Origin of the sequence: Janthinobacterium sp. SUN100 (assembly GCF_030397705.1) — a bacterium.
Taxonomy (GTDB): Bacteria; Pseudomonadota; Gammaproteobacteria; order Burkholderiales; family Burkholderiaceae_D; genus Janthinobacterium; species Janthinobacterium kumbetense.
Genome location: NZ_JAPUBU010000007.1, coordinates 217,587 through 238,508, shown reverse-complemented (window position 1 = coordinate 238,508; position 20,922 = coordinate 217,587). Strand labels below are relative to the sequence as shown.

Annotated in this window: 22 protein-coding genes; 13 read left to right on the top strand and 9 right to left on the bottom strand. The window is 63.7% G+C overall.

Annotation, left to right across the window (positions count from 1 at the left end):
• Position 1: 1 nt before the first annotated feature.
• Positions 2–664 (bottom strand): thiol:disulfide interchange protein DsbA/DsbL, encoded by a 663-nt coding sequence (locus tag O0881_RS28015; RefSeq protein ID WP_289913930.1) that lies wholly within the window; start codon positions 662–664, stop codon positions 2–4.
• A 198-nt stretch (positions 665–862) separates the two neighbouring features.
• Between O0881_RS28015 and O0881_RS28010 the strand changes: the two genes are divergently transcribed.
• On the top strand, positions 863–2,785 hold the full coding sequence (locus O0881_RS28010) for a methyl-accepting chemotaxis protein (protein WP_289913928.1): 1,923 nt from the start codon (positions 863–865) through the stop codon (positions 2,783–2,785).
• Positions 2,786–2,792: 7 nt separating this feature from the next.
• Here O0881_RS28010 and O0881_RS28005 read toward each other — a convergent pair whose 3' ends face one another.
• Complete coding sequence (locus O0881_RS28005; protein WP_289913926.1) at positions 2,793–3,692, bottom strand: LysR substrate-binding domain-containing protein; 900 nt, start codon at positions 3,690–3,692, stop codon at positions 2,793–2,795.
• Positions 3,693–3,801: 109 nt separating this feature from the next.
• On the opposite strand from O0881_RS28005, the gene O0881_RS28000 reads away from it, so the two are divergent.
• Positions 3,802–4,734 carry a DMT family transporter gene (locus O0881_RS28000; RefSeq protein ID WP_289913925.1) on the top strand — a complete coding sequence of 311 codons (933 nt, stop codon included), beginning with the start codon at positions 3,802–3,804 and terminating at the stop codon, positions 4,732–4,734.
• A 119-nt stretch (positions 4,735–4,853) separates the two neighbouring features.
• On the opposite strand, the gene O0881_RS27995 is transcribed toward O0881_RS28000, so the two are convergent.
• Positions 4,854–5,732: a serine hydrolase gene (locus O0881_RS27995; RefSeq protein ID WP_152255233.1), complete on the bottom strand. Its 879-nt coding sequence runs from the start codon at positions 5,730–5,732 to the stop codon at positions 4,854–4,856.
• 416 nt (positions 5,733–6,148) lie between these two features.
• On the opposite strand from O0881_RS27995, the gene O0881_RS27990 reads away from it, so the two are divergent.
• The 3 genes from O0881_RS27990 to O0881_RS27980 are packed head-to-tail and all read left to right on the top strand — an operon-like array spanning position 6,149 to position 8,607.
• Positions 6,149–7,390 (top strand): histidine kinase, encoded by a 1,242-nt coding sequence (locus O0881_RS27990; protein ID WP_289913924.1) that lies wholly within the window; start codon positions 6,149–6,151, stop codon positions 7,388–7,390.
• Entirely contained in the window at positions 7,387–8,136 is a 750-nt protein-coding gene (locus tag O0881_RS27985; RefSeq protein WP_289913922.1) for a LytTR family DNA-binding domain-containing protein, read from the top strand. The genes O0881_RS27990 and O0881_RS27985 overlap by 4 nt, the downstream gene beginning before the upstream one ends.
• A 42-nt stretch (positions 8,137–8,178) precedes the next feature.
• Positions 8,179–8,607: a DsrE family protein gene (locus O0881_RS27980; RefSeq protein WP_289913921.1), complete on the top strand. Its 429-nt coding sequence runs from the start codon at positions 8,179–8,181 to the stop codon at positions 8,605–8,607.
• A 51-nt stretch (positions 8,608–8,658) separates the two neighbouring features.
• Here O0881_RS27980 and O0881_RS27975 read toward each other — a convergent pair whose 3' ends face one another.
• Positions 8,659–8,877 (bottom strand): TOBE domain-containing protein, encoded by a 219-nt coding sequence (locus tag O0881_RS27975; protein ID WP_034757699.1) that lies wholly within the window; start codon positions 8,875–8,877, stop codon positions 8,659–8,661.
• A gap of 175 nt (positions 8,878–9,052) precedes the next feature.
• Between O0881_RS27975 and O0881_RS27970 the strand changes: the two genes are divergently transcribed.
• Positions 9,053–9,553, top strand: coding sequence for a hypothetical protein (locus tag O0881_RS27970; protein WP_289913920.1), 501 nt, complete (start codon positions 9,053–9,055; stop codon positions 9,551–9,553).
• A gap of 62 nt (positions 9,554–9,615) precedes the next feature.
• Here O0881_RS27970 and O0881_RS27965 read toward each other — a convergent pair whose 3' ends face one another.
• Entirely contained in the window at positions 9,616–10,671 is a 1,056-nt protein-coding gene (locus O0881_RS27965) for a sulfate ABC transporter substrate-binding protein (RefSeq protein ID WP_099664405.1), read from the bottom strand.
• A gap of 301 nt (positions 10,672–10,972) precedes the next feature.
• Between O0881_RS27965 and O0881_RS27960 the strand changes: the two genes are divergently transcribed.
• Positions 10,973–11,503, top strand: coding sequence for a GNAT family N-acetyltransferase (locus O0881_RS27960; RefSeq protein ID WP_099402317.1), 531 nt, complete (start codon positions 10,973–10,975; stop codon positions 11,501–11,503).
• A 66-nt stretch (positions 11,504–11,569) separates the two neighbouring features.
• On the opposite strand, the gene O0881_RS27955 is transcribed toward O0881_RS27960, so the two are convergent.
• A complete protein-coding gene (locus O0881_RS27955) occupies positions 11,570–12,382 on the bottom strand; it encodes a class II glutamine amidotransferase (protein ID WP_289913919.1) in 813 nt (270 codons plus the stop codon).
• A gap of 234 nt (positions 12,383–12,616) precedes the next feature.
• Between O0881_RS27955 and O0881_RS27950 the strand changes: the two genes are divergently transcribed.
• A complete protein-coding gene (locus tag O0881_RS27950) occupies positions 12,617–13,450 on the top strand; it encodes an EAL domain-containing protein (protein ID WP_077403090.1) in 834 nt (277 codons plus the stop codon).
• A gap of 158 nt (positions 13,451–13,608) precedes the next feature.
• The gene (locus tag O0881_RS27945) at positions 13,609–14,325 is read left to right on the top strand and encodes a DUF882 domain-containing protein (RefSeq protein ID WP_099664402.1); all 717 of its coding nucleotides are present in this window, start codon (positions 13,609–13,611) and stop codon (positions 14,323–14,325) included.
• A gap of 25 nt (positions 14,326–14,350) precedes the next feature.
• Here the strand turns inward: O0881_RS27945 and O0881_RS27940 are convergent, their stop codons facing one another.
• Positions 14,351–14,554, bottom strand: coding sequence for a DUF3460 family protein (locus O0881_RS27940; RefSeq protein ID WP_289913918.1), 204 nt, complete (start codon positions 14,552–14,554; stop codon positions 14,351–14,353).
• A 74-nt stretch (positions 14,555–14,628) separates the two neighbouring features.
• On the opposite strand from O0881_RS27940, the gene O0881_RS27935 reads away from it, so the two are divergent.
• The gene (locus O0881_RS27935; RefSeq protein WP_099664400.1) at positions 14,629–15,510 is read left to right on the top strand and encodes a LysR family transcriptional regulator; all 882 of its coding nucleotides are present in this window, start codon (positions 14,629–14,631) and stop codon (positions 15,508–15,510) included.
• Here O0881_RS27935 and O0881_RS27930 read toward each other — a convergent pair.
• Positions 15,486–15,953, bottom strand: coding sequence for a PACE efflux transporter (locus O0881_RS27930; protein WP_099664399.1), 468 nt, complete (start codon positions 15,951–15,953; stop codon positions 15,486–15,488). The genes O0881_RS27935 and O0881_RS27930 overlap by 25 nt on opposite strands.
• A gap of 182 nt (positions 15,954–16,135) precedes the next feature.
• Here O0881_RS27930 and O0881_RS27925 point away from each other — a divergent pair, with 182 nt between their 5' ends.
• The 3 genes from O0881_RS27925 (at position 16,136) to O0881_RS27915 (ending at position 19,879) form a co-directional block, all read left to right on the top strand.
• The gene (locus tag O0881_RS27925; protein WP_289913917.1) at positions 16,136–16,591 is read left to right on the top strand and encodes a hypothetical protein; all 456 of its coding nucleotides are present in this window, start codon (positions 16,136–16,138) and stop codon (positions 16,589–16,591) included.
• A gap of 158 nt (positions 16,592–16,749) precedes the next feature.
• Positions 16,750–17,595 carry a DUF5672 family protein gene (locus O0881_RS27920; RefSeq protein ID WP_289913916.1) on the top strand — a complete coding sequence of 282 codons (846 nt, stop codon included), beginning with the start codon at positions 16,750–16,752 and terminating at the stop codon, positions 17,593–17,595.
• A gap of 118 nt (positions 17,596–17,713) precedes the next feature.
• The gene (locus O0881_RS27915) at positions 17,714–19,879 is read left to right on the top strand and encodes an EAL domain-containing protein (RefSeq protein ID WP_289913914.1); all 2,166 of its coding nucleotides are present in this window, start codon (positions 17,714–17,716) and stop codon (positions 19,877–19,879) included.
• Here O0881_RS27915 and O0881_RS27910 read toward each other — a convergent pair.
• Complete coding sequence (locus O0881_RS27910) at positions 19,876–20,919, bottom strand: hypothetical protein (protein ID WP_289913912.1); 1,044 nt, start codon at positions 20,917–20,919, stop codon at positions 19,876–19,878. The two genes, O0881_RS27915 and O0881_RS27910, sit on opposite strands and share 4 nt — an antisense overlap.
• Positions 20,920–20,922 lie beyond the last annotated feature (3 nt).

The window sequence follows — 20,922 nt, the reverse complement described above, 5'->3', positions numbered from 1 at the left end:
TTTACTTCGCCAGCTTCGCCTTCGCCACCAGCGCCTGGACCACTTGCAGGGTCGCCTGCTCCACGCCCTGGCGCGGCAAGCCCGGGTTGGCGCCGGCGACCATCGATGGATTGGTCAGGTAGCGTCCGCCCACGATCAGGGTGGGCGTGCTGTCGACCTGGTAGCTGGCGGCCAGGCGGGGCAGGTTTTTCAGCTTGGTATGCACGCCAAACGACTGGTAGGCGCCTTCGAAGGCGGCCTTGTCCAGGCCATTTTTCAGCGCCCAATCGAGGTTGTCGCTGTCGCTGGCCAGGCGCTTGCGTTCCACGTGCCAGGTGTGCATGACTTGCGCGTGCAGCGCCTCTTCCTTCTTCAGCGCTTCCAGTGTCAGGAACAAATGCGCTTCCGGATCATTTGCCGGCGTGTGCGGCAAATGGATGCGGCGGAAAGACACGCTGGCGGCATTCTCCTTGACCCAGCGGGCCAGGCTAGGCTCCAGCGCGTTACAGGCGGGGCAGTGGTACATGAAAAATTCGATCACTTCCACCTTGCCAGGCGCCGCCTGTGCCGGTTGCGGCGTGGCCAGCACCAGATAATCGGCGCCCGGCACGGGCGCTTGCGGCGAGGCGAAGGCGCCGGCGGCGGCGAAGCTGGCGCAGGCCAGGATGACTTGGTGCAAACGCATGGACGCTCCCTTTAAAAATTAACTATAAGGCAATCATAATAGGACGTCAATGTTGGATGGTGTTGCTTTGATGTAATAAATGTTTATTATTCCGAATATTGGATAATATCGTTCCAATTTTTGTGTGAAAATGCAAAGGCAGGGTGGCAGGGCGAAAACGCTGTGTCATTCCATTAACATCAAAACCAGGAGTCCATCATGTTGTCTTCCCTTCGCACGCGGCTGGTACTCATTTGCGTGGCCATCGTCGTGCTGTCCATGCTGGCCTTGTCGGTCGCCAATTACGTCACCACGCGCAGCAGCATGCTGGCGTCGTCGGACCAGCAGATGCAGCAACTGCTGCAAAGCCAGTCGGCCGTGCTGGCGCAATGGGTCGATGGCAAGAAAAAGGTCATGGCGTCCATCGTCATGTCCGCCGAGACGCCCGATCCGCTGCGCGCCTTCCAGATCGCGGAAAAGGCCGGCGATTTTGCGGAAGTGTTCATCGGCTACGCGGACAAGCGCTCCGTGTTTACCCATCCGGGCCGCCCGGCCGATTTCGATCCCACGGCGCGCGCCTGGTACACGGACACCGTCAAGGCGGGCGTGCCGATGCTCACGCCGCCGTATGTGGACGCGGCCAGCCACAAGCTGGTGGTGTCGTTCACGGCGCCTGTCGGGCCGAAAGAGGCGCTGAGCGGCGTGGCCGGCGCGGACGTGCTGCTCGATACCGTGATCGCCAACGTGGTGGCGATCAAGCCGACGCCGCACAGCTTTGCCTTCCTCGTCGACCAGAGCGGCACCATCATCGCCCATGCGAACAAGGATTTGAGCCTGCAGCCGGTGGCGAAACTCGATGCGGCGCTGTCGGCCGCGCAGGTCAACCGCCTGGAAAGCACGCGCACGAGCGAGGCTGTGCGCTTGAACGAGCGCGACGGCAAGCTGTATGTCACGCGCGTGGCGGGCACCGACTGGCTGCTGGCCGTGGTGCTGGACCAGCAGGAAGCCATGCAAGCGTTGCAGACGATGCTGACGACGGCCACCGTCACGGCCGCGCTGTTGACGGGGCTGGCGGCGCTGCTGCTGTCGCTGCTGGTGTTCAAAATGCTCAAGCGCCTGGAACTGGTGCGCGATGCGCTCGACGATATCGCCTCGGGCGAAGGCGACCTGACGCGCCGCCTCGACGCTTCCGGCGTGGATGAACTGGCGCAGATCGCCGGCGCCTTCAACCGCTTCATCGACAAGATCGCCGCCGTGCTCGTGAAAATCCGCACGGCCAGCGAATCGGTGAAAGTGTCATCGTCGGAAATCGCCGCCGGCAACCAGGACCTGTCGTCGCGCACGGAACAGCAAGCCAGTTCGCTGGAAGAAACGGCCGCCTCGATGGAGGAGCTGACCAGCACCGTGAAACAGAATGCCGACAATGCGCGCCAGGCCAACCAGATGGCGCAATCGGCGTCCGGCGTGGCCAGCAAGGGCGGGCAAGTGGTGGCGCAGGTGGTCGATACCATGGCCTCGATCAACGATTCGTCGAAGAAGATCGTCGACATCATCAGCGTCATCGACGGCATCGCCTTCCAGACGAATATCCTCGCGCTCAATGCGGCCGTGGAAGCGGCGCGCGCGGGCGAGCAGGGACGGGGCTTTGCCGTGGTGGCGACGGAAGTGCGCAGCCTGGCGCAACGCTCCGCCGGCGCAGCGAAGGAAATCAAGCTGCTGATCGACGATTCCGTGGGCAAGGTCGATTCGGGCGCGCGCCTGGTCGACGAGGCCGGCGCGACGATGCAGGAAATCGTCGACAGCGTGCGCCGCGTCACCGACATCATGGGCGAGATCACGGCCGCCAGCGCCGAGCAAAGCTCGGGCATCGAGCAGGTGAACCAGGCGATCGCGCAAATGGACCAGGTGACGCAGCAGAACGCGGCCCTGGTGGAGGAGGCGGCCGCCGCGGCGGAAAGCCTGCAGGATCAGGCCAGCACCCTGGCGCAGGTGGTGGGCGTGTTCAAGCTCGATGAGGGGCAGGCGCCGGCGCCTGTCAAACCGGTGGCGCGCCCACCTGTCGTGCAGCGCATCGCCAGCCGTCCTGTCGCCAAGGCGGCTGCCCGCAAGACGGAACAGTCCGAGGAGTGGGAGACTTTTTAAGTCGTGTTTAGACCCGCCGGGGCGCCAGGGTCGGCGCCATCTGCTTCGCCACGTCGAAAAAGGCGTTGGTGGCGGGCGTGTTCTGGCGCCGGTCGCGCACAGCCAGGCCCACCTTGCGGCTGACGGGCGGATTGAGCGGCAGGGCGACCAGCTCCGGATACTGCTCGCGCAGGCGCTGCGGCAGGGCCAGTTCGGCGACGATGGACAGGCCGTCGCCGCGGCTGACCATGTCGAGGATGGTGATCACCTGGCTGATGCGGTAGGGCACGTTCGGCTGCAAGCCCGCGTTGGCGAACAGCGGTTCGATCAGGCAGGCGCAGCCCGCCTCCGACATGATGAACGGCCCTTCGCACAGCTGCGCCAGGGTGATGGTGTCGAGTTGCGCCAATGGGTGGCTGCGCGGCACCAGCGCCATCATCTGGTCTTCCACCAGCGGCGCCGTATCGAAACGCTCGTCGGGCAGCACGACGAAGCCGACATCGACCCGGCGTTCGCGTATCCACTGCACCACTTCATGGTCTGCTCCCTCGTCGATGCGCAGGTCGATGCCCGGATAGCGCAGGCGAAATTGCGCCGTGATGGCCGGCAGCAGATTCAAGGAAGACGTCGGGCCGAAGGAGCCGATGCGCAGGGTGCCCTGGCGCTGGCCCAGTACATCGGCCGCTTCCTGGCGCATGGCTTCCGACAGGCTGAGGATTTCGCGCGCGCGCACGAGCAGCTGGCGGCCCACGTCCGTCAGCTCGGCCGAGGCCTGGTGGCGCACGATCAGGTCCACGCCCATCTCCTTTTCCAGCGCCTTCAATGCATGCGAGACGGCGGACTGGCTGATGCCCAGCTGCGCGGCGGCGGCGGAAAAGCCGTGCAGTTCGGCCACCAGGGTAAAAATTTCCAGTTGCGTGAAGGTCATGGTGTGGTTTTGTTGAGCTATGAGTATTTGCTCATTATTTCATGAGTTGATATTAGTATTAATATATACGTACACCACCCGCCGCACAAGCGGCTTTACAGGATATCCCATGTCTTCTTCCGCCGTACCCCAGGCTCCGCTGCTCGCTGCGCAGTCGCCGCTGGTCTACATCAAACTGATCTTCGTCGCCCTGTTCTGGGGCGGTACTTTTATTGCCGGGCGCGTGCTGGCGCAGCAGATGCCGCCCATGACGGCCGCCAGCGGCCGCTTCGGCGTGGCCGTGCTGTTGCTGCTCGTGCTGGCGTGGAAGCTGGAAGGGGGCTTGCCGCGCCTGGACCGCAAGCAGCTGGCAACGACGGCGGCCCTGGGCCTGACGGGCATCTTTTTATATAACCTGTGCTTCCTGGCGGCCCTGTCGCGCATGCCGGCGGGACGCACGGCCCTGTTCGTGGCCCTGAATCCCATCGTCACGGCGCTGGCCTCGGCCATGCTGTTCCGCGAACGGCTCGGTTCCTTCAAGTGGTTGGGCATCATGCTGGCGTTTTGCGGCACGGCCATCGTCATCACGCGCGGCGATCTGGCCGGCGTGCTGCACGGGACGGGCGGCGGCATCGGCATGGGTGAAGTATTCATGTTCTGCGGCATTTCCAGCTGGGCCGCCTACACCCTGATCGGCCGGGTCGCGCTGAAGGGCTTGTCGCCGATTGCCGCCACCACGTATGCATCGATGTGGGGCCTGGCCTTTTTGCTGGTGGGGGCGGCCGTGGAATTTCCCACCGTGCCGTGGCACAGCTTCGGCTGGCAAGTGTGGGCCGCCATCGGCTACCTGGGCGTGTTCGGCACGGTAATCGGCTTTGTCTGGTATTACGAAGGCGTGAAAGCGCTGGGACCGTCGCGCACGGCCGTGTTCAACAACCTCGTGCCCGTGTTCGGCATCGTGCTGGCGGCGGGGCTGCTGGGCGAACCTGTGCTCGCCTCGATGCTGGTGGGCGGCGCGGTGACGATTGCCGGCGTGGTGATGACCAACCGGCAAGCGAAGTAAGTAGTTTTCCGATATGAAAGCACGCCTGCAAAACGTTCAGGGCAAGGCGCAGTGCCGCAGGCAGTACGCTAGTACGGCCAGGCACTGCAACGCCGCCATGGGCGTTTTCTCAGCCGTGCTTATTTTGCGCGGCGGCGTTTGGAGGGCTTCGCCGGCGCCTTCTTGTGCCGGCTGACGGAGGCGCGCATCACCTTCGGTTCTTCGATGCCGTTTTCGGCCGCCAGCATGCGGCGGATGTTGACGGCGTCCATGGCGCGCACGGAATTGGCGCGCGCGTTGAGCAAAATCATGGTGGCGAACTTGCCGGCCGACTTGATGCGCATGATCAGGCAGCGGCCCGCTTCATTCGTGTAGCCCGTCTTCGACAGGCCGATATCCCAGCCCTTGGCGCCCACCAGGCGGTTCGTGTTGTGGTATTCCACATCGCGCCCCTTGATCTGGATCACGTCCTTCGAATCGGTGGTGATGCGGCTGATTTCCGGGTAGCGCGAGGCGGCCACGGCCATCTTGACGAGGTCCGCTGCCGTCGACTGGTTGTTCGGCGACAAGCCCGTCGGTTCCTCGATCACGGTCTGGTGCATGCCCAGGGCCTTGATCTTGGCGTTGACGGCCACGGCAAACGCCGTCGGGCCACCGGGGAAGGTGCGCGCCAGCGAGGCGGCGGCGCGGTTGTCGGACGACATCAGCGCCAGCTGCAGCACGTCGTGGCGGCTCAGGGTGGCGCCCACGGGCACGCGCGAGGTGCTGTGCTTCAAGGTGTCGACATCCTCGCGGTCGATGCTGATCTCTTCCTGCATATTGGCCTTGGAGTCGAGCACGACCATGGCCGTCATGAGTTTGGTCAGCGAGGCGATGGGCACCACCACGTTGGAATTTTTTTCAAGCAAGACTTTGCCTGTGCCGTCTTCGACCACCAGGATCGACTGGGAACCGAAGGGCACGGCGATGGCCGCTGTCGAAAGCGTCATCAGCACCGCGGCGAACATTTTTTTGAGCATGGGATTGTATGTGGGAAAGCAGTTTTGGGGCGCCATCGTGGGCGCTGCGCGCAAATCCGGAAGCGGGCCGCGCGGGGACGCGGCGTGTATCTCGGAGGCAATATTTGCCAAGCTTAAACAATACCATTAAAGATCAAGCGATGTCTACGGGATAAGGGCGCCACAGGCTGTGTAGCGGCCAATTTGGCAAATAAATGGGGCGAATCTTGCCGTAGTGAAAATTGTTGCACGATTATTGATTTCGTCTTGGAAACTTCGTATTATTTCAGCAATATTGGCAGCCATGGTCCGGCAGGCGCCGCGCGCTTCGTCGTTGATGCCTGCCGCTTCGTGCTTCGTCGCCCCACGCTATGCCCTGCAACAGGGGCGCCGTAGACTGCGTTCATGCCTGATTGACACGACAAGGAGAACGCAGCATGTGGAAAAAATTTGCCGGATGGTATCGCTGTTACGACGATGAAACCCTCACGGTGCTTGCGCATCCGGACACGGCCGCCCAGTTGCCGCCTGGCTGGCGGCGCTGGGTGGCGTTGCGGCTCATCACCCTGACGCCGATCGAGCGCCAGCAATTCCACGCCTTCATGCTCAAGTACCGGGGCGCCGGCTTTTACCTGGCGGCGGCCAGGCTGATGCTGTTGTTCAGCTGCATCGGCGTCGTGCTGCATTTGCTGCTGCCCGACAAGGTCGGCTGGGCCAAGGCCGTGGTGTTCAGCAATGTCCTGGGCCTGGCGATGGCCTGGGGCGTGCTGGGGGTCTGGTTCAATTACCGCAAGCTGGCGCAGCGCAAGCTCAAGGTGCTGTTGCTGCTGCTGGTGCCGGCCCTGGCCGGTGTGGCGATCGGCGTGCTGCGCGCGATGCTGGAAGGCCATGCTTCCATCGGCGCGGCGCTGGAGCGGGGCGCGCGCGTGGGCGGCTGGGCCGCGCTGACGGCCGGGCTGGTATATATGGTGCCGATGACTATCGTCGTGCTCTGGCGCAACCGCCAGTACGAGGCGCTGGCCCTGCAATTGCAGCAGGATGCCGAACGCGACCGGCTGGCGCGCGAACTGAGCGAATCGCAGCTGCGCCTGCTGCGCGCGCAGATCGAGCCGCATTTCCTGTTCAATACCCTGGGAGCCGTGCAGCAGCTGGCCGAGCAGGGCGCCCACGGGGCGGCGCAGGCGGCCGCGCTGACGGCCAACCTGATCGCCTTCCTGCGCGCCAGCCTGGCCGAGATGCGCGCCGACCAGGTGCCCCTGCAAACGGAATTCGACGTGGTGCAAGCCTATCTGCAAGTGATGCAGGTACGCCTGGGCGCGCGCCTGTCTTTCCGCCTCGACTTGCCGCCCGGCCTGGCGCAGATACAAGTGCCCAGCATGATCTTGCTGACCCTGGTGGAAAACGCCATCAAGCATGGCATCGAGCCATCGCTGCGGGGCGGCGAGATCGTCGTCTCGGCCGTGCTGGACGGGGATGGCGCGATGCGCTTGCGCGTGCAGGATAGCGGCGTGGGCCTGGGCGCCGCGAGTGCACCCGGAGGCGGCCTGGGCCTGGAAAATGTGCGCCGCCGGCTGCAGCTGGCCGCGGCCGCTGCCAGCGTGCACGTGCAAAATGGCGAGGATGCGGGCGTGCTCGCCGAAATCGTGTTGCCGATGAATCTGAAGGAGCCCGCCGCATGAACCCCACCATCCTGATCGCCGAAGACGAACCCCTGATGCGCGAACGCCTGCAAACGATGCTGGCGCTGGCCTGGCCCGAGGCGCGCATCGTGCTGGTGGCGGAAAACGGCAACGATGCCTGGGACGGTTTCCTCGAGCATGAGCCGGACGTGGTCTTCCTCGACATCCGCATGCCGGGCCTGTCTGGCCTGGAAGTGGCCGAGCGTATCGGCACGCGGGCGCACGTGGTATTTGTCACCGCGTATGACCAGTATGCCGTCGACGCCTTCGACGCGGGCGCCGTCGATTATCTGTTGAAACCCGTGCAGGCCGAGCGGCTGCAGCGCGCGCTGGCCCGGCTGCGCGACAAGCTGGGCGCCCAGCCGGCCGACATGGCCCATCTGCTGCAGTCGCTGCGCGCCGCGCTGCCCGCGCCGCCGCGCGAAAAACTGAAATGGATCAAGGCCAGCGTGGGCAAGCAGATCCGCCTGATCGATATCGACGATGTGCTGTTCTTCCAGGCCGACACCAAATACACGCGCGTGGTGCTGGCCGGCTCGGAAGCGCTGGTGCGCACGCCGCTGAAGGATTTGCTGGGCGGCCTCGATCCGGAACAGTTCTGGCAAATCCACCGCGGCACCATGGTCAACGTGAAAGCCATCGAGGCGGCCGAGCGCATCGACGCCGAGCGCATGCAGGTGCTGCTGCGCGGCAGCGCGGAAAAGCTGCCCGTCAGCCGCACGTTTACCTATTTGTTCAGGGATTGATATGATGGCAATGTTTTTAATCTGCCACCATATGGAATTCTCATGACAATTGTACGCCGCTGGTTCGCCGCCATCCTTCTTTCCTTGCTCTCCTGTACTGCCGCCCACGGGGCGCAGAAGGAGGAAAAGGTCGTGTATCACGTCAATGACGCCAGCAATGCCACGGCCGCGCTGAGGAATATCCGCAACCACCTCGATGCCAGCCCGCAGGCGACCATCGTGCTGGTCGCCCACGGTCCAGGCATCGACTTCCTGCTCGACGGCGCCATCGACAAGCAGGGCACTCCGTACGACGTGGCGGTGCGCGAGCTGGTCAAGCGGGGCGTGAGCTTTCGCGTCTGCAATAACACCTTGCAAGGACGCAATATCGACCGCCAGCGCGTGCTGCCCGAAGCCGTCATCGTGCCGTCAGGCGTGGCCGAATTGAGCCGCCTGCAGGCGCAGGAAGGCTATGTGTATATCAAGCCCTGACGCACGCGCCGTTGCCAGATGGCAAGGGCGCGGCGCATGGACAGGCGATGCTTACTGGATCTTGGCGATCGACACTTCCGTCGATTTCACCAGCGCGATGACTTCGCTGCCCACTTTCAGGTCCAGGTCCTTGATCGAGCGCGAGGTGATCACCGACGTGACGATGCCGTGCGGCGTTTCCACGTCCACTTCCGACACCACGGGGCCAAAGATGATTTCCTTGATCTTGCCGCGAAATTGGTTGCGTACATTTACTTCCGAGATAGCCATGATATTTCCTTTGTACCCGTAATACGCCGTGCGGCGCGACATGGCCAGAGTACGGCGCGCGCGCGCTTTTGACCACGAATCGATGCGCATATCGATATGCGGAAATGGTGCGCGGATGCCGCCGCAAGCATATTATTCGCCTATACTCGTCCGTATATCCACGCGGAGGTTTGCCATGCGTCCATGCTTGCTGTCGTTCCTGTCGTTGCCCCTGCTGTTGCCCACATCTGCCGCGCTGGCGCAACCGGTCGCTGCCCTGCAGCCGATGGCTTTCCTGGCCGGGCATTGCTGGAAGGGCGAGTTTCCTGGTGGTAAGCAGACGGATGAGCACTGTTTCCAGTGGCTGTATGGCGGCCGGATGCTGCGCGACGTGCACACGGTGCGCAGTCCCGGCAAGCCCGATTACGTGGGCGAAACCACGTATTATCACGACGCCGCCGAAGGCAAGGTGGCCTTTCTGTATGTGGAAAACAGCGGCGGCTACAGCCGCGGCACGATGCTGCCGGCGGACGGCGGCCTCGATTTTCCTGCCACGCAATACGTGGGCGCCGGCGGCAAGGCGCTGACCTACCGCGTGCGCTGGACGCCGTCGGGCGATGCCTATGAGGCGGCCAGCGAGATGCTGGTGGACGGGCGCTGGCTGCCGCAATTCAAGCTGCTGCTGAAAAAACAGTGACGCGGCGGCGGCAATAAAAAAAACCGGGACTCGTCCCGGTTTTTTATTGATGTGGCGCAAGCTTACTTCTGATAAATCTTGTCGAACTCGCCGCCATCGTCAAAATGTTTCTTTTGCGCTTGTTTCCAGCCGCCAAAGACGTCATCGATGGTGAACAGGGTGATCGGCTTGAAGCTGGCTGCGTATTTCTTCGCCACTGCCGCCGAGCGGGGGCGCAGATAGTGCTTGGCGACCAGTTCCTGGCCCGGTTCCGAGTACAGGTATTGCAGGTAGGCCGTGGCTTCCTTGCGGATGCCGCGACGGTCGACGACCTTGTCGACGACGGCCACCGGCGACTCTGCCAGGATGGAGATGCTTGGATACACGACTTCGAAGTTGTCGCCGAATTCGGCGCGCACCAGTTGCACTTCGTTTTCAAACGTCACCAGCACGTCGCCGATTTCACGCTGGGTAAATGTGGTGGTGGCGCCGCGGCCGCCGCCGTCGAGCACGGGCACGTTCTTGAACAGCTTGGTAACGAGCTCGCGCGCCTGCGCTTCGCTGCCGCCTTTTTTCACGGCATAGCCCCACGCCGCCAGGTAGGTGTAGCGGCCATTGCCCGAGGTTTTCGGATTCGGCACGATGACCTTGATGCCGGGCTTGGCCAGGTCGTCCCAATCCTTGATGTGTTTCGGGTTGCCTTTGCGCACCAGGTACACCATGGTCGAGTAGAACGGCGCCGCATTGTTCGGGAATTTCTTGGCCCAGTCGGCCACCACCAGGCCGCGGTCGACGAGGATGTCGATGTCATTGGCCTGGTTCATGGTCACGACGGACGCTTCCAGGCCATCGGCGACGGAGCGCGCCTGCTTGCTGGAGCCGCCGTGCGATTGCTTGATGGTGATGGTTTCGCCCGTTTTGGCTTTCCAATCTGCAATAAATGCGGGATTCACGTCCTTGAACAGTTCGCGCATCACGTCGTAGGACGCGTTCAGCAAGACCACCGGTTCGGCGGCGCTGGCGGCCATCGGCAGGCTCATGGCGGCCGCGGAAGCGGCCAGGGCGCTGGCCAGGAACCAGCGGCGCGAGCGTTGGGTGAGCGTAGCTGCGGCAGTCGATACGGCGTTGGAATGGGTCATGTTGAACTCTTGTTGTGAGAATAGATAGACATAGTCTAAAATTCCGGCCGGAAAAGAAACGAATTTTTCGTAATATGCTTAGATTCGATTCCCGTTTGCGCTAAAAAACATATATCGATTTCTGGAAACATTCGTGGGCAAGATGCGCATCAGCACTTAGTCTGCACGCATGGCGCCATAGGCAAAACCGGTCCGTGGCGTGCGGCAAAAAACCCGAAAGCGCCGCTTGGTGTATAGTCGAATCGCACGATACAGGGGTAAAACCGCCTGCATCGGCAACTGGAATATTTTGTGAGCGTACATGAGTCTTGAAATTCGTATTGCAACATCGACCGACGCTTTCGAGGCGTGCAACGTATTACGACGCTCCATCGTCGAATGCTGCAGCCTCGATCATCGGGACGATCCGGCCATCCTGGAAGCCTGGCTGGGTAATAAAACACCGCAGATGGTGGCGTGCTGGTTCGCGTCGCCCACCAATTTTTCGCTGGTCGCAGTCGAAGCGGGCGCCGTCGTCGGCGTCGGCTTGCTGACGCGCGCCGGCAAGCTGGCCCTGTGCTACCTGCTGCCCGAGGCGCAAGGCCGCGGCGCCGGCAAGGCGCTGGTGGAACAGCTGGAAGCGCAGGCGCGCGAGTGGGGCATCAAGGCCCTGCAATTGCACAGCACGGCCAGCAGCCAGGCCTTTTTCGTCAAGCAGGGGTATGTCGAGGCGGGCAATGTGCGCTCGCCGTATGGCGTGGAAACGATTTTTTGCTGGAAACAGATTGACCCCGCAGGCATCGCCAGCGGCGACCCCAAGCGCAAGCGCTTTTGCAACTGCAATTCGGCCTGACGCCGGTCTTGCACCTCAGCCCGCCCATCCGGCGGCGGGCCATTTCCTCCCTTTGAATATTTCCCTTCAGTAACTGATCTGGATATACACGCCTTGTTGCGCGCTATCGTTTGCCGGCAGCAAGGTGCCGCCGGCAAACAGTTTCAGTTCGCCGGGGGCGAACGCCAGCCAATCCTCGTTTTGCGTCAATGGATGCGTGGCGATGACGGCGATGCGGTCGTCCAGGTGATTATGCTGGCGAAAGTCGATGCTGCGCTCGCAGTCGATCAGTTGCGCCACGGAAAACGGGTATTCGCGTATCACATAGTGCAAATGCGTGGAACAGTGGGCAAACAGCAGTTCGCCGTCCGACAGGATGAAATTGAAGGTACCGTGCGCGGCGATCTCCTTGGCGACCTCGGCGATGGCGGCGCGCAAGTCGGCGCGCGCGGGTTCGCCCAGGGGAAACTGCGTGCGCAAGCGGGCCAGCAAGTGGCAAAACGCCTGTTCGCTGTCCGTGTCGCCGCTGGCGTGGTAGTGCCCATTGGCGGGTGCGCGCCACGTTTTCAAGTCGCCATTGTGGGCGAAAGACCAGGTCTTGCCCCACAGGTCGCGGGCGAACGGGTGCGTGTTTTCCGGCGCGATGCGGCCTTGCGTGGCCTTGCGGATGTGCGCGACGATGTTTTTCGCTTTCACGGGATGCTGCTGCACCCGGGCCGCCAGCGGCGAATCGATGGCCGCCAGGTGATCCGTCAGCAAGGTGCAGCCGCTACTGGAATGATAGGCGATGCCCCAGCCGTCGCGGTGCTCGTCCGTGCGTCCGCCCCGTTCGGCAAAGCCGGCAAAGGAAAATCCCAGCGCCGCTGGCTTGCTGCTGTTCATTGCGAGTAACTGGCACATGGCGGCCCTTCCTGATGGTATCGGTACACGCCCACAGTAAAGGCCGGGACAGGCCGCCGGAACGAATGTTTCCGACTATCGTTATGCGCTGTCCGCTGTTACGGCCATATATGCTGGGCGCATATCAAATGGCGAAACCATTCGTTCTCCTTTGGTTGGTGCTGCCTTACTCTGCACACTTTGGCGCCGCCTTCCCCATCAGGGCAGCTGGCGCAGCCCGATGAAGGAGCACGTATGCCATTTCCCGTCCTGAAAAACTACCTGGCCCGCCTGTCGCACCAAACCCAGGCCGGCACCAGCGTCTGGCTCGACGGGGAGGGCAGGGCGCTGGGGCGCTTTTTCAATTGCACCATGACCAGCGCCTTCCAGCCGCTGCGCGAACTCGAAAGCGGCAAGCTGGTGGCGTTCGAGGGCCTGGCGCGCAGCGTGTCGAAGGCGGACGAGGGCTTGTCGCTGTGGCGTTTGCTCGACCATGCGGCCAGCGACGATGAATCCGTGGAACTGGACCGGCTGTGCCGCATGTTGCACGCCATTAATTTTTTCCGGCAGGCGGAAGCGGAGCAGGCCGACCTGTACCTGAACGTGCATGACCGCCTGTTGAGCGCCGTCAGCAGCAATCACGGCCACGCCTTCCAGCGCATCCTCGACGCGCTGGGCTTGCCCATCGAACGCATCGTGCTGCAATTGCCGACGGTGACGCCAAACCAGGGTTGGCTGCTCAACTATGTGGCCGACAATTACCGGCGCAATGGTTTCCGTCTGGCCATCAACGTGGCCAGCGTGCATGAAGCCACGGGCATGCTGGAGCGCCTGCACCCGCATGCGTTCAAGCTCGACGCGGGCAACCTCAGCGACGAGCAGGCCGTCGCCAGCTTCGTCACCCTGTGCCATGCGGCGAAAATCCGCGTCGTCTTCAAGCGCCTCGACACGCCGGCCGCGCTGGCTGCGCTGCAGCGCGTCGCCGCCATCACGGGCTTGCCCATCGTGGCCCAGGGTTATCTGCTCGACAAGCCATTGACGGCGCTGGCCCAGGCAAAGCAGGACGCGGCCGCCAGCGCCGCCGCGTGAGCGGTTTCCCCCTTAAGCCAGCTCAGCGGAAAATACGTGAGAAACAGGCAGAGACGATAGAAAATGAGGGTTTTTCTTCGCAGCACAATACGCTATAGTATTCCCATCGTTATATTGGACTGACTATGGCATCGCGCAGAAACTTTCTACACCATGGTATGGGCCTGGCCGCGTTGGGCCTGGTTGCCACTCCTCTCATCGGCTGCGCCTCGCGCACGGCCGCTCCCGCCTCGGCTTCGGCCAGCGCCAAGCCGCGCGCGCCGCGCACGGGCGTGCCGCCCCAGCCGACGCAACTGGCCAGCATCGACCGCTCGATCACCTCGCAGCCGCGCGCGGCCATCACCGAGATGGAACCGCCTCCCGACATCTTCGACGCACAGGCGCTGGACCTGGAATTCTGGCTCAAGCCCCGCACCCTGGAAGTGGTGCGCCCGGCCAGCAATGAAAAAGCCAGGCTGCTGTACTGGAAAGATGGCGAAGTCATCGATTCCGCCTACCAGGAACTGTGCCACTTGCTGCGCGACGTGAACGGCAAGAAGACGGCGCCCATCGACCCGAAACTGCTGGAAACCCTGTGGGGCACGCAGGCGTTCGTGGCCCGCTACGGCATCGAGCAGCCGCTGGAAATCTTGTCGGGCTACCGCACGGCCGAGTCGAACAGCCGCCTGCGCGAAGCGGGCGTGCCGGCGGCGCGCCAGTCGCTGCACATCTCGGGCCGCGCCGCCGACATCCGCGTGGCGAACTTGAACGCGGAAGTGCTCGGTTCGCTCGTGCGCAGCTTCAAGCAGGGCGGCGTGGGCTTCTATTACCGCTCCGGCCCCCGTGGCGGCTGGATCCATGCGGATACGGGCCTGCAGCGCACCTGGAAGGGTTAAGCGTTAGCACTGAGCGCTAGTCACGCTAGTCATAGTGATACGGCGGTTCCGGCACGCTGTCGTTGCCGGCGCGCCGCCATGCGTCGAAATTCACGGGGCGTTCCCAGTAAATGCGCCAGCCCAGGCGCTGGCTGGCTTGAGCCTCGGGATGCGCGCGCAGATAGCCGTCGATAAAGCGCGTGAATTCCGAGACATAGCCGCCGCGGCGGTAGGGAAGTGGACGAGTCATGGCTCCTCCTGCTGTTGACATTTCTTTCATTCTATCGCCAGCGGCGGAAAAGCGCCGCCCGTTTCCAGCTTCCCATGAAACTCTCCAGCCATAACATCGAACTGTTCCTGGCCGTCGTCGACGGCGGCTCGTTCTCGGCCGCCGCGCGCGCCTTGCGGCGGGCGCCGTCGGCCGTCAGCATGGCGATGGCCAACATCGAGGCGGAACTGGGCATCACCCTGTTCGACCGGGGCGCGCGCGAAGCCGTGCCCACGCCGGCCGCGCTGGCCCTGCTTCCCCACGCGCGCCTGATCGCCGAGCAGTTGAAGCAGTTGCACCTGCACGTGCAGGAATTGTCGCAGGGGCTGGAAAGCCGCATTTCGCTGGGCATCGCGGCCGAGCTTGACCATACGCCTTTCCTGGCCGCCGTGCGCGCCCTGTCGCAGCGCCATCCGCTGCTCGACATCGAAGTGCTGACGGCGCCGCAGGATGATGTGCTCGACATGCTGCACCGGGGCCGCATCAGCGCCTGCATGGCTTTCGCTGGCGGGCGCATCAATCACGAAGAACAGTTCCAGCTGGTGGGCAGCGATGCCTTGCTGGCGATTATTTCCACCCAGCATCCGCCCAGCGCGGCGGGTCAGCCCTTGTATATCGAGGAATTGGTGAATTTGCGCCAGATCATCGTCGCCAGCCGCGAACTCGACCTGGCCGATGCGCGCCCCGTGGTGGGGCTGTCCTATTGGCGCACGGACAGCTTGCCGATGGCGCTGGCCATGGTGGAAGCGGGCTTGGGGTGGGGCAACTTTGCCGCCTCGGCCATCCAGCATTCTCTGGCGGCGGGGCGGGTGCGCTGCGTGGCGTTCAAGAATACGGGCAATGGCCTGGTCGTGCCCATCCACCTGGTGTGGATGAAGGACCGGCCGCTGGGCATGGCGGCGCGGTCCTTTCTTCAGTTGCTCAGCGAAGCAGCCTGAACGTCAGTGGCTTCTTCCTTTGGCTGCTGCGCCGACAGGGGCACGCCGAACAGGCCGTCGAAGAAGTAATTGAAAATGAAGCTGTAGCACGGGATGATCAGCATCAGCGCGAAGTCCAGCACGAACGCTTGCCACAGGCTGATATCGAGCCACCAGGCGATCAGCGGGATCAGGTAGATGACCAGGGTGATCTGGAAGCCGATCGCGTGCAGGATGCGGCGCCAGACGGTGCGCGTGCGCGACACCTGGCGGATTTCCCAGTATTCGAAGGCCGTGTTGTAGAGCAGATTCCAGATCACGGCGATGGTGGTGATCATGATCGCCAGCGGCCCCGTGCTGGTGGGCGACTCGCCCGAAAGCAGGGTCAACCAGGCCGTGGAAATGGCCATGCCGATGATTTCAAAGGCGGTGACGTAGACGATTTTGCGTTTGATGCCTTGCATGTAAAGCCTGTAAAGAAGAGATGGCGCGTATTTTAAGTCAGGTGTGCTGATGTTTGAAGTCGATAGCTGTCAGTTTTTCTGATGGATTCGCTGTGGGAATACCGTGCATGGCGCGAACGGTGGATAATGGCGGCTGGCAGGCAACCGGTCCCGCCGCATCACCGCAGAAAAGGTCAACGAGCATGCAAGGCGCAGCAGACAGCAACATCCCCGATACCCCCGCCGATACCCCCGCCGGCGCGGACGAACGTCCCCGTTTCCGCCCCCGTCCGTGGGAGCACCTGGAAACGCCGTACGACGTGGAAGTGTGGATCGAAGAACATAACCGCAGCATGCAGGACAATATCCGCGCCACGGAAACGGGCGTGGGCATCTGCTTTACCCTGGCCGAAGGGGGCGATATCTATATGCAGACGAGCGCCGACGGCGCCGTCGTGCTCGACGTAACGCCGGACGCGGCCTGGGTCTCTCCCCTGATCAGCGCAGCCACGGGCTGCGAGGCGCCGGATGGGTCGCTGTGGATCTTGCCTGACGATAAGTTGATCCAGCTGATCGTGGGGCTATCGAGCCTGGTGGCCAGCACCTTGCTGGTGGTGGGGCATGATTTCGGCTTGCGCCGGCGCGGCATGGGCCGCTGATCCGTTCGCGCGCCGCCGGGGCCGGGCGGCCATGCTCCATGCCCCATGTTCCATGCCTCTTGTCCCGCTCCCGTTTGCGCTGTATCATGCGGGCGTTGCAAAATATGCCATGCCTGCGCCTGGCATGCCCTCCGCCTACATTCGATGAAAAGCCTGTAATGCATAAAGACAAGCTGGACCTCCGCGACATCAGTCTGGTGTGCGTGGAAACGCGTTATCCCGAACTGGCCAGCTTTGCCATCGAGCGCTGCCTGGCCGGCGCCGATTTCAAGGAATGCCTGCTGTTCACTTCCCGCCTGCATGACTTGCCCCCGCATATACGCCAGGTGCTGATCGCCCCCATTGAGAGCGTGGAAGCGTATTCGGCATTCATGGTGCATGAGCTGGGCGCCCATTTCAGCGGCACGCATGCGCTCGTCATGCAGTGGGACAGTTTCATCGTTGATGCGCGTCAATGGCAGAGCGCTTTCCTCGACTGCGATTATATCGGCGCACCGTGGTCGCATCGCCCGGTGGCCGTCGGCAATGGCGGCTTCTCGCTGCGTTCGCGGCGCCTGTATGACATCTTGCCGCAGCTGGCCATTACGCAACCCCATCCTGAGGACTATGCGATCTGCGAATTGCATGGCGACCGGTTGCGCGAGGAGTTCGGCGTGCGTTTCGCCGATGCGGGCCTGGCCTCCCGCTTTGCCTTCGAAGGCATCATGCCGGCCGGCCCCACGTTCGGTTTCCATGGTTTTTTCAACTTTGGCGAAGTGCTGGACGATGCGGAGCTGACCGATTACCTGCGCAAGTGCGACGATGCCATAATGCATGCGCCAACCGCGCGCGGGCTGATCAAGCAGCTGTACCGCTCCGGCCGCTACCGGATGGCGGCCCGGATATTGCGCCGGCGCATCAACGGCGGCGCGGCGCTATTCGGCGATGCCTGCCTGCTTGCCCTGCGTACAGGCATGCACGCGCTCAGGCACGGCCGCTCGCGCCCAGCGTCGCCGCGCGCATAGCCGTCCTGGCGGCTGCCGCACCGGCTGCCGCCATGCATCGCTCGACACTGAGCCTTGCGCATGCTAGTCTCGGGACAGCATCCGCCTGATCGCCTGGGCGGTGGTGCAAAGGATAGCCATGGACAATACACCGCATGCGGTCTCAGCTCCTGATTCCTCCCTGCATGGCCAGGACCCCGTGCCGTGGCCGGCCACTCCCTTGCTTGACGATGGCGTCTTCAGCCCTGAACGGGTGAAGGCCGAGCGCGAGCAAGCCTATTTCAACGATTTATACCTGCTGGCGCCCGTCGCCTATTTCGTGCTCGGTCTCGATGGCGTGATCGTGCAAGTCAACCTGGTGGCGGCCGAATTGTTCGGCCTGGTGCGCGAGCGCCTTGGCCACGTGCTTTTCCGTTCGTATGTGCACGAGGCGTTCCGCCACGATTTCGAGCAATTCGTGCAGCGCGTGCTCAATAGCAGCGAGCCCGAACGTATCCAGCTGCAGGTGCGGCGGCGTCCCGGCGCGCGCGAGGCCGGCTTGCCCGTCAGCCTGCTGGGCAGCGCCGATCCGAACGGCCAGGCGCTACGCCTGGTGCTGGAGCAGGCCGAAGGCAAGCTGGCCGCGCTGGAACGCAGCGAAGAGCGTTTCCGGCGCATCGTGCACAGCGCCGAGGAGGGCATCTGGGAAATCGATGCGCAGGCGCTGACCAGCTTTGTCAATCCGAAGATGGCGCAGATGCTCGGTTGCCAGATCGAGGATATGCTGGGCCAGCCGCTGGCCGCCTTCATGGATGACGAGGGGCGCGCCATTCTGGAGCGTAACATTGCGCGGCGCCAGGATGGCATCGTCGAGCGCCACGAATTCAAGTTCCTGCGGCGTGACGGCAGCACCTTGTGGGCCACCCTGGCCACCAATCCCATCTTCGACTCCGGCGGCGCCTACCTGGGGGCGCTGGCGCTGGTCAGCGATATCACGGTGCAGCGCACGGCGTCCGAGCGCCTCTGGCGGCAAGCCAATTTCGACCCTTTGACGGGCTTGCCGAACCGCCACCTGTTGCTCGACCGCTTGCAGCACGAGGTGCGCCACGCCGGCCGCGAAGGCGGTTGCCTGGCCTTGCTGTTCATCGACCTCGACTATTTCAAGCTGGTGAATGACCGCCTGGGCCAGGAGAAGGGCGACATGCTGCTGCGCCAGGCGGCGCTGCGCATCAGCGAGCGCGTGCGCGCCAGCGATACGGTCGCGCGCCTGGGCGGCGACGAATTCGCCGTCATCCTGGCCGGCGTGCGGCAGCTGGGCGGCATCGAGCGCGTGCTGCAGGAGCTGACGACGGCGCTGGCCCTGCCTTTCGTGCTCGATGGCGACACGGCGCACGTGTCGGCCAGTGTGGGCGTGGCGCTGTATCCGGCCGACGCGGAGTCCACGGACAGCTTGCTGCGGCATGCCGACCAGGCCATGTATGCGGCCAAGAGCGCGGGGCGCAACGGCTACAGCTACTTCACGCCGGCCTTGCAGCAGGCGGCCGACCTGCGCCGCGCGACGGTGCGCGAGATGCGCCTGGCGCTGGCGCAGGATCAGTTCGAAGTGCATTACCAGCCCATCATCCGCCTGTGCGATGGCAGCATCGAGCGGGCCGAGGCGCTGCTGCGCTGGCGCCATCCGCTGCGCGGCTTGCTGCTGCCCGCCGATTTCATCGCCTTTGCCGAGGCCAACGGCCTGATCATCGATATCGGCGAGTGGGTCTTCCGCCAGGTCGTAAGCCAGGCGCGGCAGTGGCAAGCAGCGCATGGCGCCGTGTTTCAGATCTGTATCAACAAGTCGGCCGTGGAATTTCGCTGCGATGCCGCGCTCTACCAGGACTGGGGCAATGCGCTGGCGCGGGCCGGCCTGGCGCCGGGCGCCATTATCATCGAGGCAACGGAAGCCGTGCTGCTCGACGAGGCGCCCCCGGTGGCCGACCGTCTGCGCCAGTTTCGCGCCATGGGCCTGGCGCTGGCGCTCGACGACTTTGGCGCCGGTAACACTTCGCTGGCTTGCCTGAAGCGGGGCGATCTCGAGGTACTCAAGCTCGACCCCTCGCTGGTGCGGGAACTGGGGGCGGGAGGCGCTGCGCTGGCCGTCTGCGCGGCCATCATCAGCCTGGCGCAGGGGCTGGGTCTGAAAGTGGTGGCGGAAGGTGTGGAGACGGCCGCGCAGCGTGATTTGCTGCGGGCCGCCGGTTGCGATTATGCGCAGGGTTATGTATTTTCAGGCGCGGTGCCTGTGGAGCAGCTGAGTGCAATGCTGGCCGCGGGCCGGCATTTTTAATCCAGGCCCAGCAGCGCGACGACGCGTTCGCGGCTGATGCCGACCAGCGCGGAGCTGATCGCCAGCAGCGATTCATAGCCGGGCTGGCGGGCCTTTTCCATGAAGTTTTCCGCCAAGGTATCCATGCTGACATGCACTTGCACCGGTTGCGCGCGGGCCACCCGTCCCGTGGCTTGCGCCAGGGCCAGGCTGACGGAGCTGCGCGCCGCCTGCAACTGGGCCAGCGCCTGCACCACTTGCTGCAAGGTGGCGCGCAGGGCTTCCGTGTCGCCGGTATTCCATTCTTCCGGGGCGATGGCGGCCGGTTCCGCATCCGTGCGCACGCGGCTCATCTGGCCGGTCGGGTAGCGGATACCGCTGCCGCGCACGGACAGGCTGTCGCGCACGTTGGCCCAGGCCGCTTCCGAGGTGCTGAACACCAGTTCGCCGTTCTGGCCCAGCTTGACGCCGATGCCGGACGGCATCAGCGCGCGGTCGAAGCGGGAAACGATTTCGCTCTGGCTCAAGCCAGGTTCGATGTTGACCGAGCGCAAGGCCTGGTTCGCGCCGCCGACGGAAAAGGCCAGCACTTCCTGTGGGCCTTCCTGCAGGCTGGCCATGGTCAGGCCGCGGATGCTGAAGTTTTGCTGTGCCGCCTGCGGGCTGGTATAGCTGAGCTGTGCGTCGAGCGTGCCGCCCGAGGCGCTGGCGCGCTGGCGCCAGGTATTGCTGAACTGGCGTACCCTGGCCTCGACTTGCCCTTCGCGGCCCTGGCGCGCGGCCAGCTTGGCCGCCAGTTCGCTCTTCAGCGCTTGCAGCTGGCTGCTGCTGCGGTCCAGGTAGTCAAGGGTTTGTTGCGCGTTAGAAATTTCTCCCTGCAGCTGGTGATCCCAGTTGCTCAGGCCACGCTGCAGGCTCGCCGTCGAACTCCTCGCCGCCGGCGCGTCGCTGCGCGCGCTGGCGCCGCCTTTGACCGCGGCGGACGCGTCATCGACGACGCGGGCTGTGCCGGCGCCTTTGGCATTGACGCCGGACGAGGAGGAAGTCTGAACGATTTGCATGAT

Excerpts from the sequence above, each read along its gene's own strand:
- O0881_RS28015 (WP_289913930.1), bottom strand. The coding sequence starts at position 664 with ATGCGTTTGCACCAAGTCATCCTGGCCTGCGCCAGCTTCGCCGCCGCC.
- O0881_RS28010 (WP_289913928.1), top strand. The coding sequence starts at position 863 with ATGTTGTCTTCCCTTCGCACGCGGCTGGTACTCATTTGCGTGGCCATC.
- O0881_RS28005 (WP_289913926.1), bottom strand. The coding sequence starts at position 3,692 with ATGACCTTCACGCAACTGGAAATTTTTACCCTGGTGGCCGAACTGCAC.
- O0881_RS28000 (WP_289913925.1), top strand. The coding sequence starts at position 3,802 with ATGTCTTCTTCCGCCGTACCCCAGGCTCCGCTGCTCGCTGCGCAGTCG.
- O0881_RS27995 (WP_152255233.1), bottom strand. The coding sequence starts at position 5,732 with ATGCTCAAAAAAATGTTCGCCGCGGTGCTGATGACGCTTTCGACAGCG.
- O0881_RS27990 (WP_289913924.1), top strand. The coding sequence starts at position 6,149 with ATGTGGAAAAAATTTGCCGGATGGTATCGCTGTTACGACGATGAAACC.
- O0881_RS27985 (WP_289913922.1), top strand. The coding sequence starts at position 7,387 with ATGAACCCCACCATCCTGATCGCCGAAGACGAACCCCTGATGCGCGAA.
- O0881_RS27980 (WP_289913921.1), top strand. The coding sequence starts at position 8,179 with ATGACAATTGTACGCCGCTGGTTCGCCGCCATCCTTCTTTCCTTGCTC.
- O0881_RS27975 (WP_034757699.1), bottom strand. The coding sequence starts at position 8,877 with ATGGCTATCTCGGAAGTAAATGTACGCAACCAATTTCGCGGCAAGATC.
- O0881_RS27970 (WP_289913920.1), top strand. The coding sequence starts at position 9,053 with ATGCGTCCATGCTTGCTGTCGTTCCTGTCGTTGCCCCTGCTGTTGCCC.
- O0881_RS27965 (WP_099664405.1), bottom strand. The coding sequence starts at position 10,671 with ATGACCCATTCCAACGCCGTATCGACTGCCGCAGCTACGCTCACCCAA.
- O0881_RS27960 (WP_099402317.1), top strand. The coding sequence starts at position 10,973 with ATGAGTCTTGAAATTCGTATTGCAACATCGACCGACGCTTTCGAGGCG.
- O0881_RS27955 (WP_289913919.1), bottom strand. The coding sequence starts at position 12,382 with ATGTGCCAGTTACTCGCAATGAACAGCAGCAAGCCAGCGGCGCTGGGA.
- O0881_RS27950 (WP_077403090.1), top strand. The coding sequence starts at position 12,617 with ATGCCATTTCCCGTCCTGAAAAACTACCTGGCCCGCCTGTCGCACCAA.
- O0881_RS27945 (WP_099664402.1), top strand. The coding sequence starts at position 13,609 with ATGGGCCTGGCCGCGTTGGGCCTGGTTGCCACTCCTCTCATCGGCTGC.
- O0881_RS27940 (WP_289913918.1), bottom strand. The coding sequence starts at position 14,554 with ATGACTCGTCCACTTCCCTACCGCCGCGGCGGCTATGTCTCGGAATTC.
- O0881_RS27935 (WP_099664400.1), top strand. The coding sequence starts at position 14,629 with ATGAAACTCTCCAGCCATAACATCGAACTGTTCCTGGCCGTCGTCGAC.
- O0881_RS27930 (WP_099664399.1), bottom strand. The coding sequence starts at position 15,953 with ATGCAAGGCATCAAACGCAAAATCGTCTACGTCACCGCCTTTGAAATC.
- O0881_RS27925 (WP_289913917.1), top strand. The coding sequence starts at position 16,136 with ATGCAAGGCGCAGCAGACAGCAACATCCCCGATACCCCCGCCGATACC.
- O0881_RS27920 (WP_289913916.1), top strand. The coding sequence starts at position 16,750 with ATGCATAAAGACAAGCTGGACCTCCGCGACATCAGTCTGGTGTGCGTG.
- O0881_RS27915 (WP_289913914.1), top strand. The coding sequence starts at position 17,714 with ATGGACAATACACCGCATGCGGTCTCAGCTCCTGATTCCTCCCTGCAT.
- O0881_RS27910 (WP_289913912.1), bottom strand. The coding sequence starts at position 20,919 with ATGCAAATCGTTCAGACTTCCTCCTCGTCCGGCGTCAATGCCAAAGGC.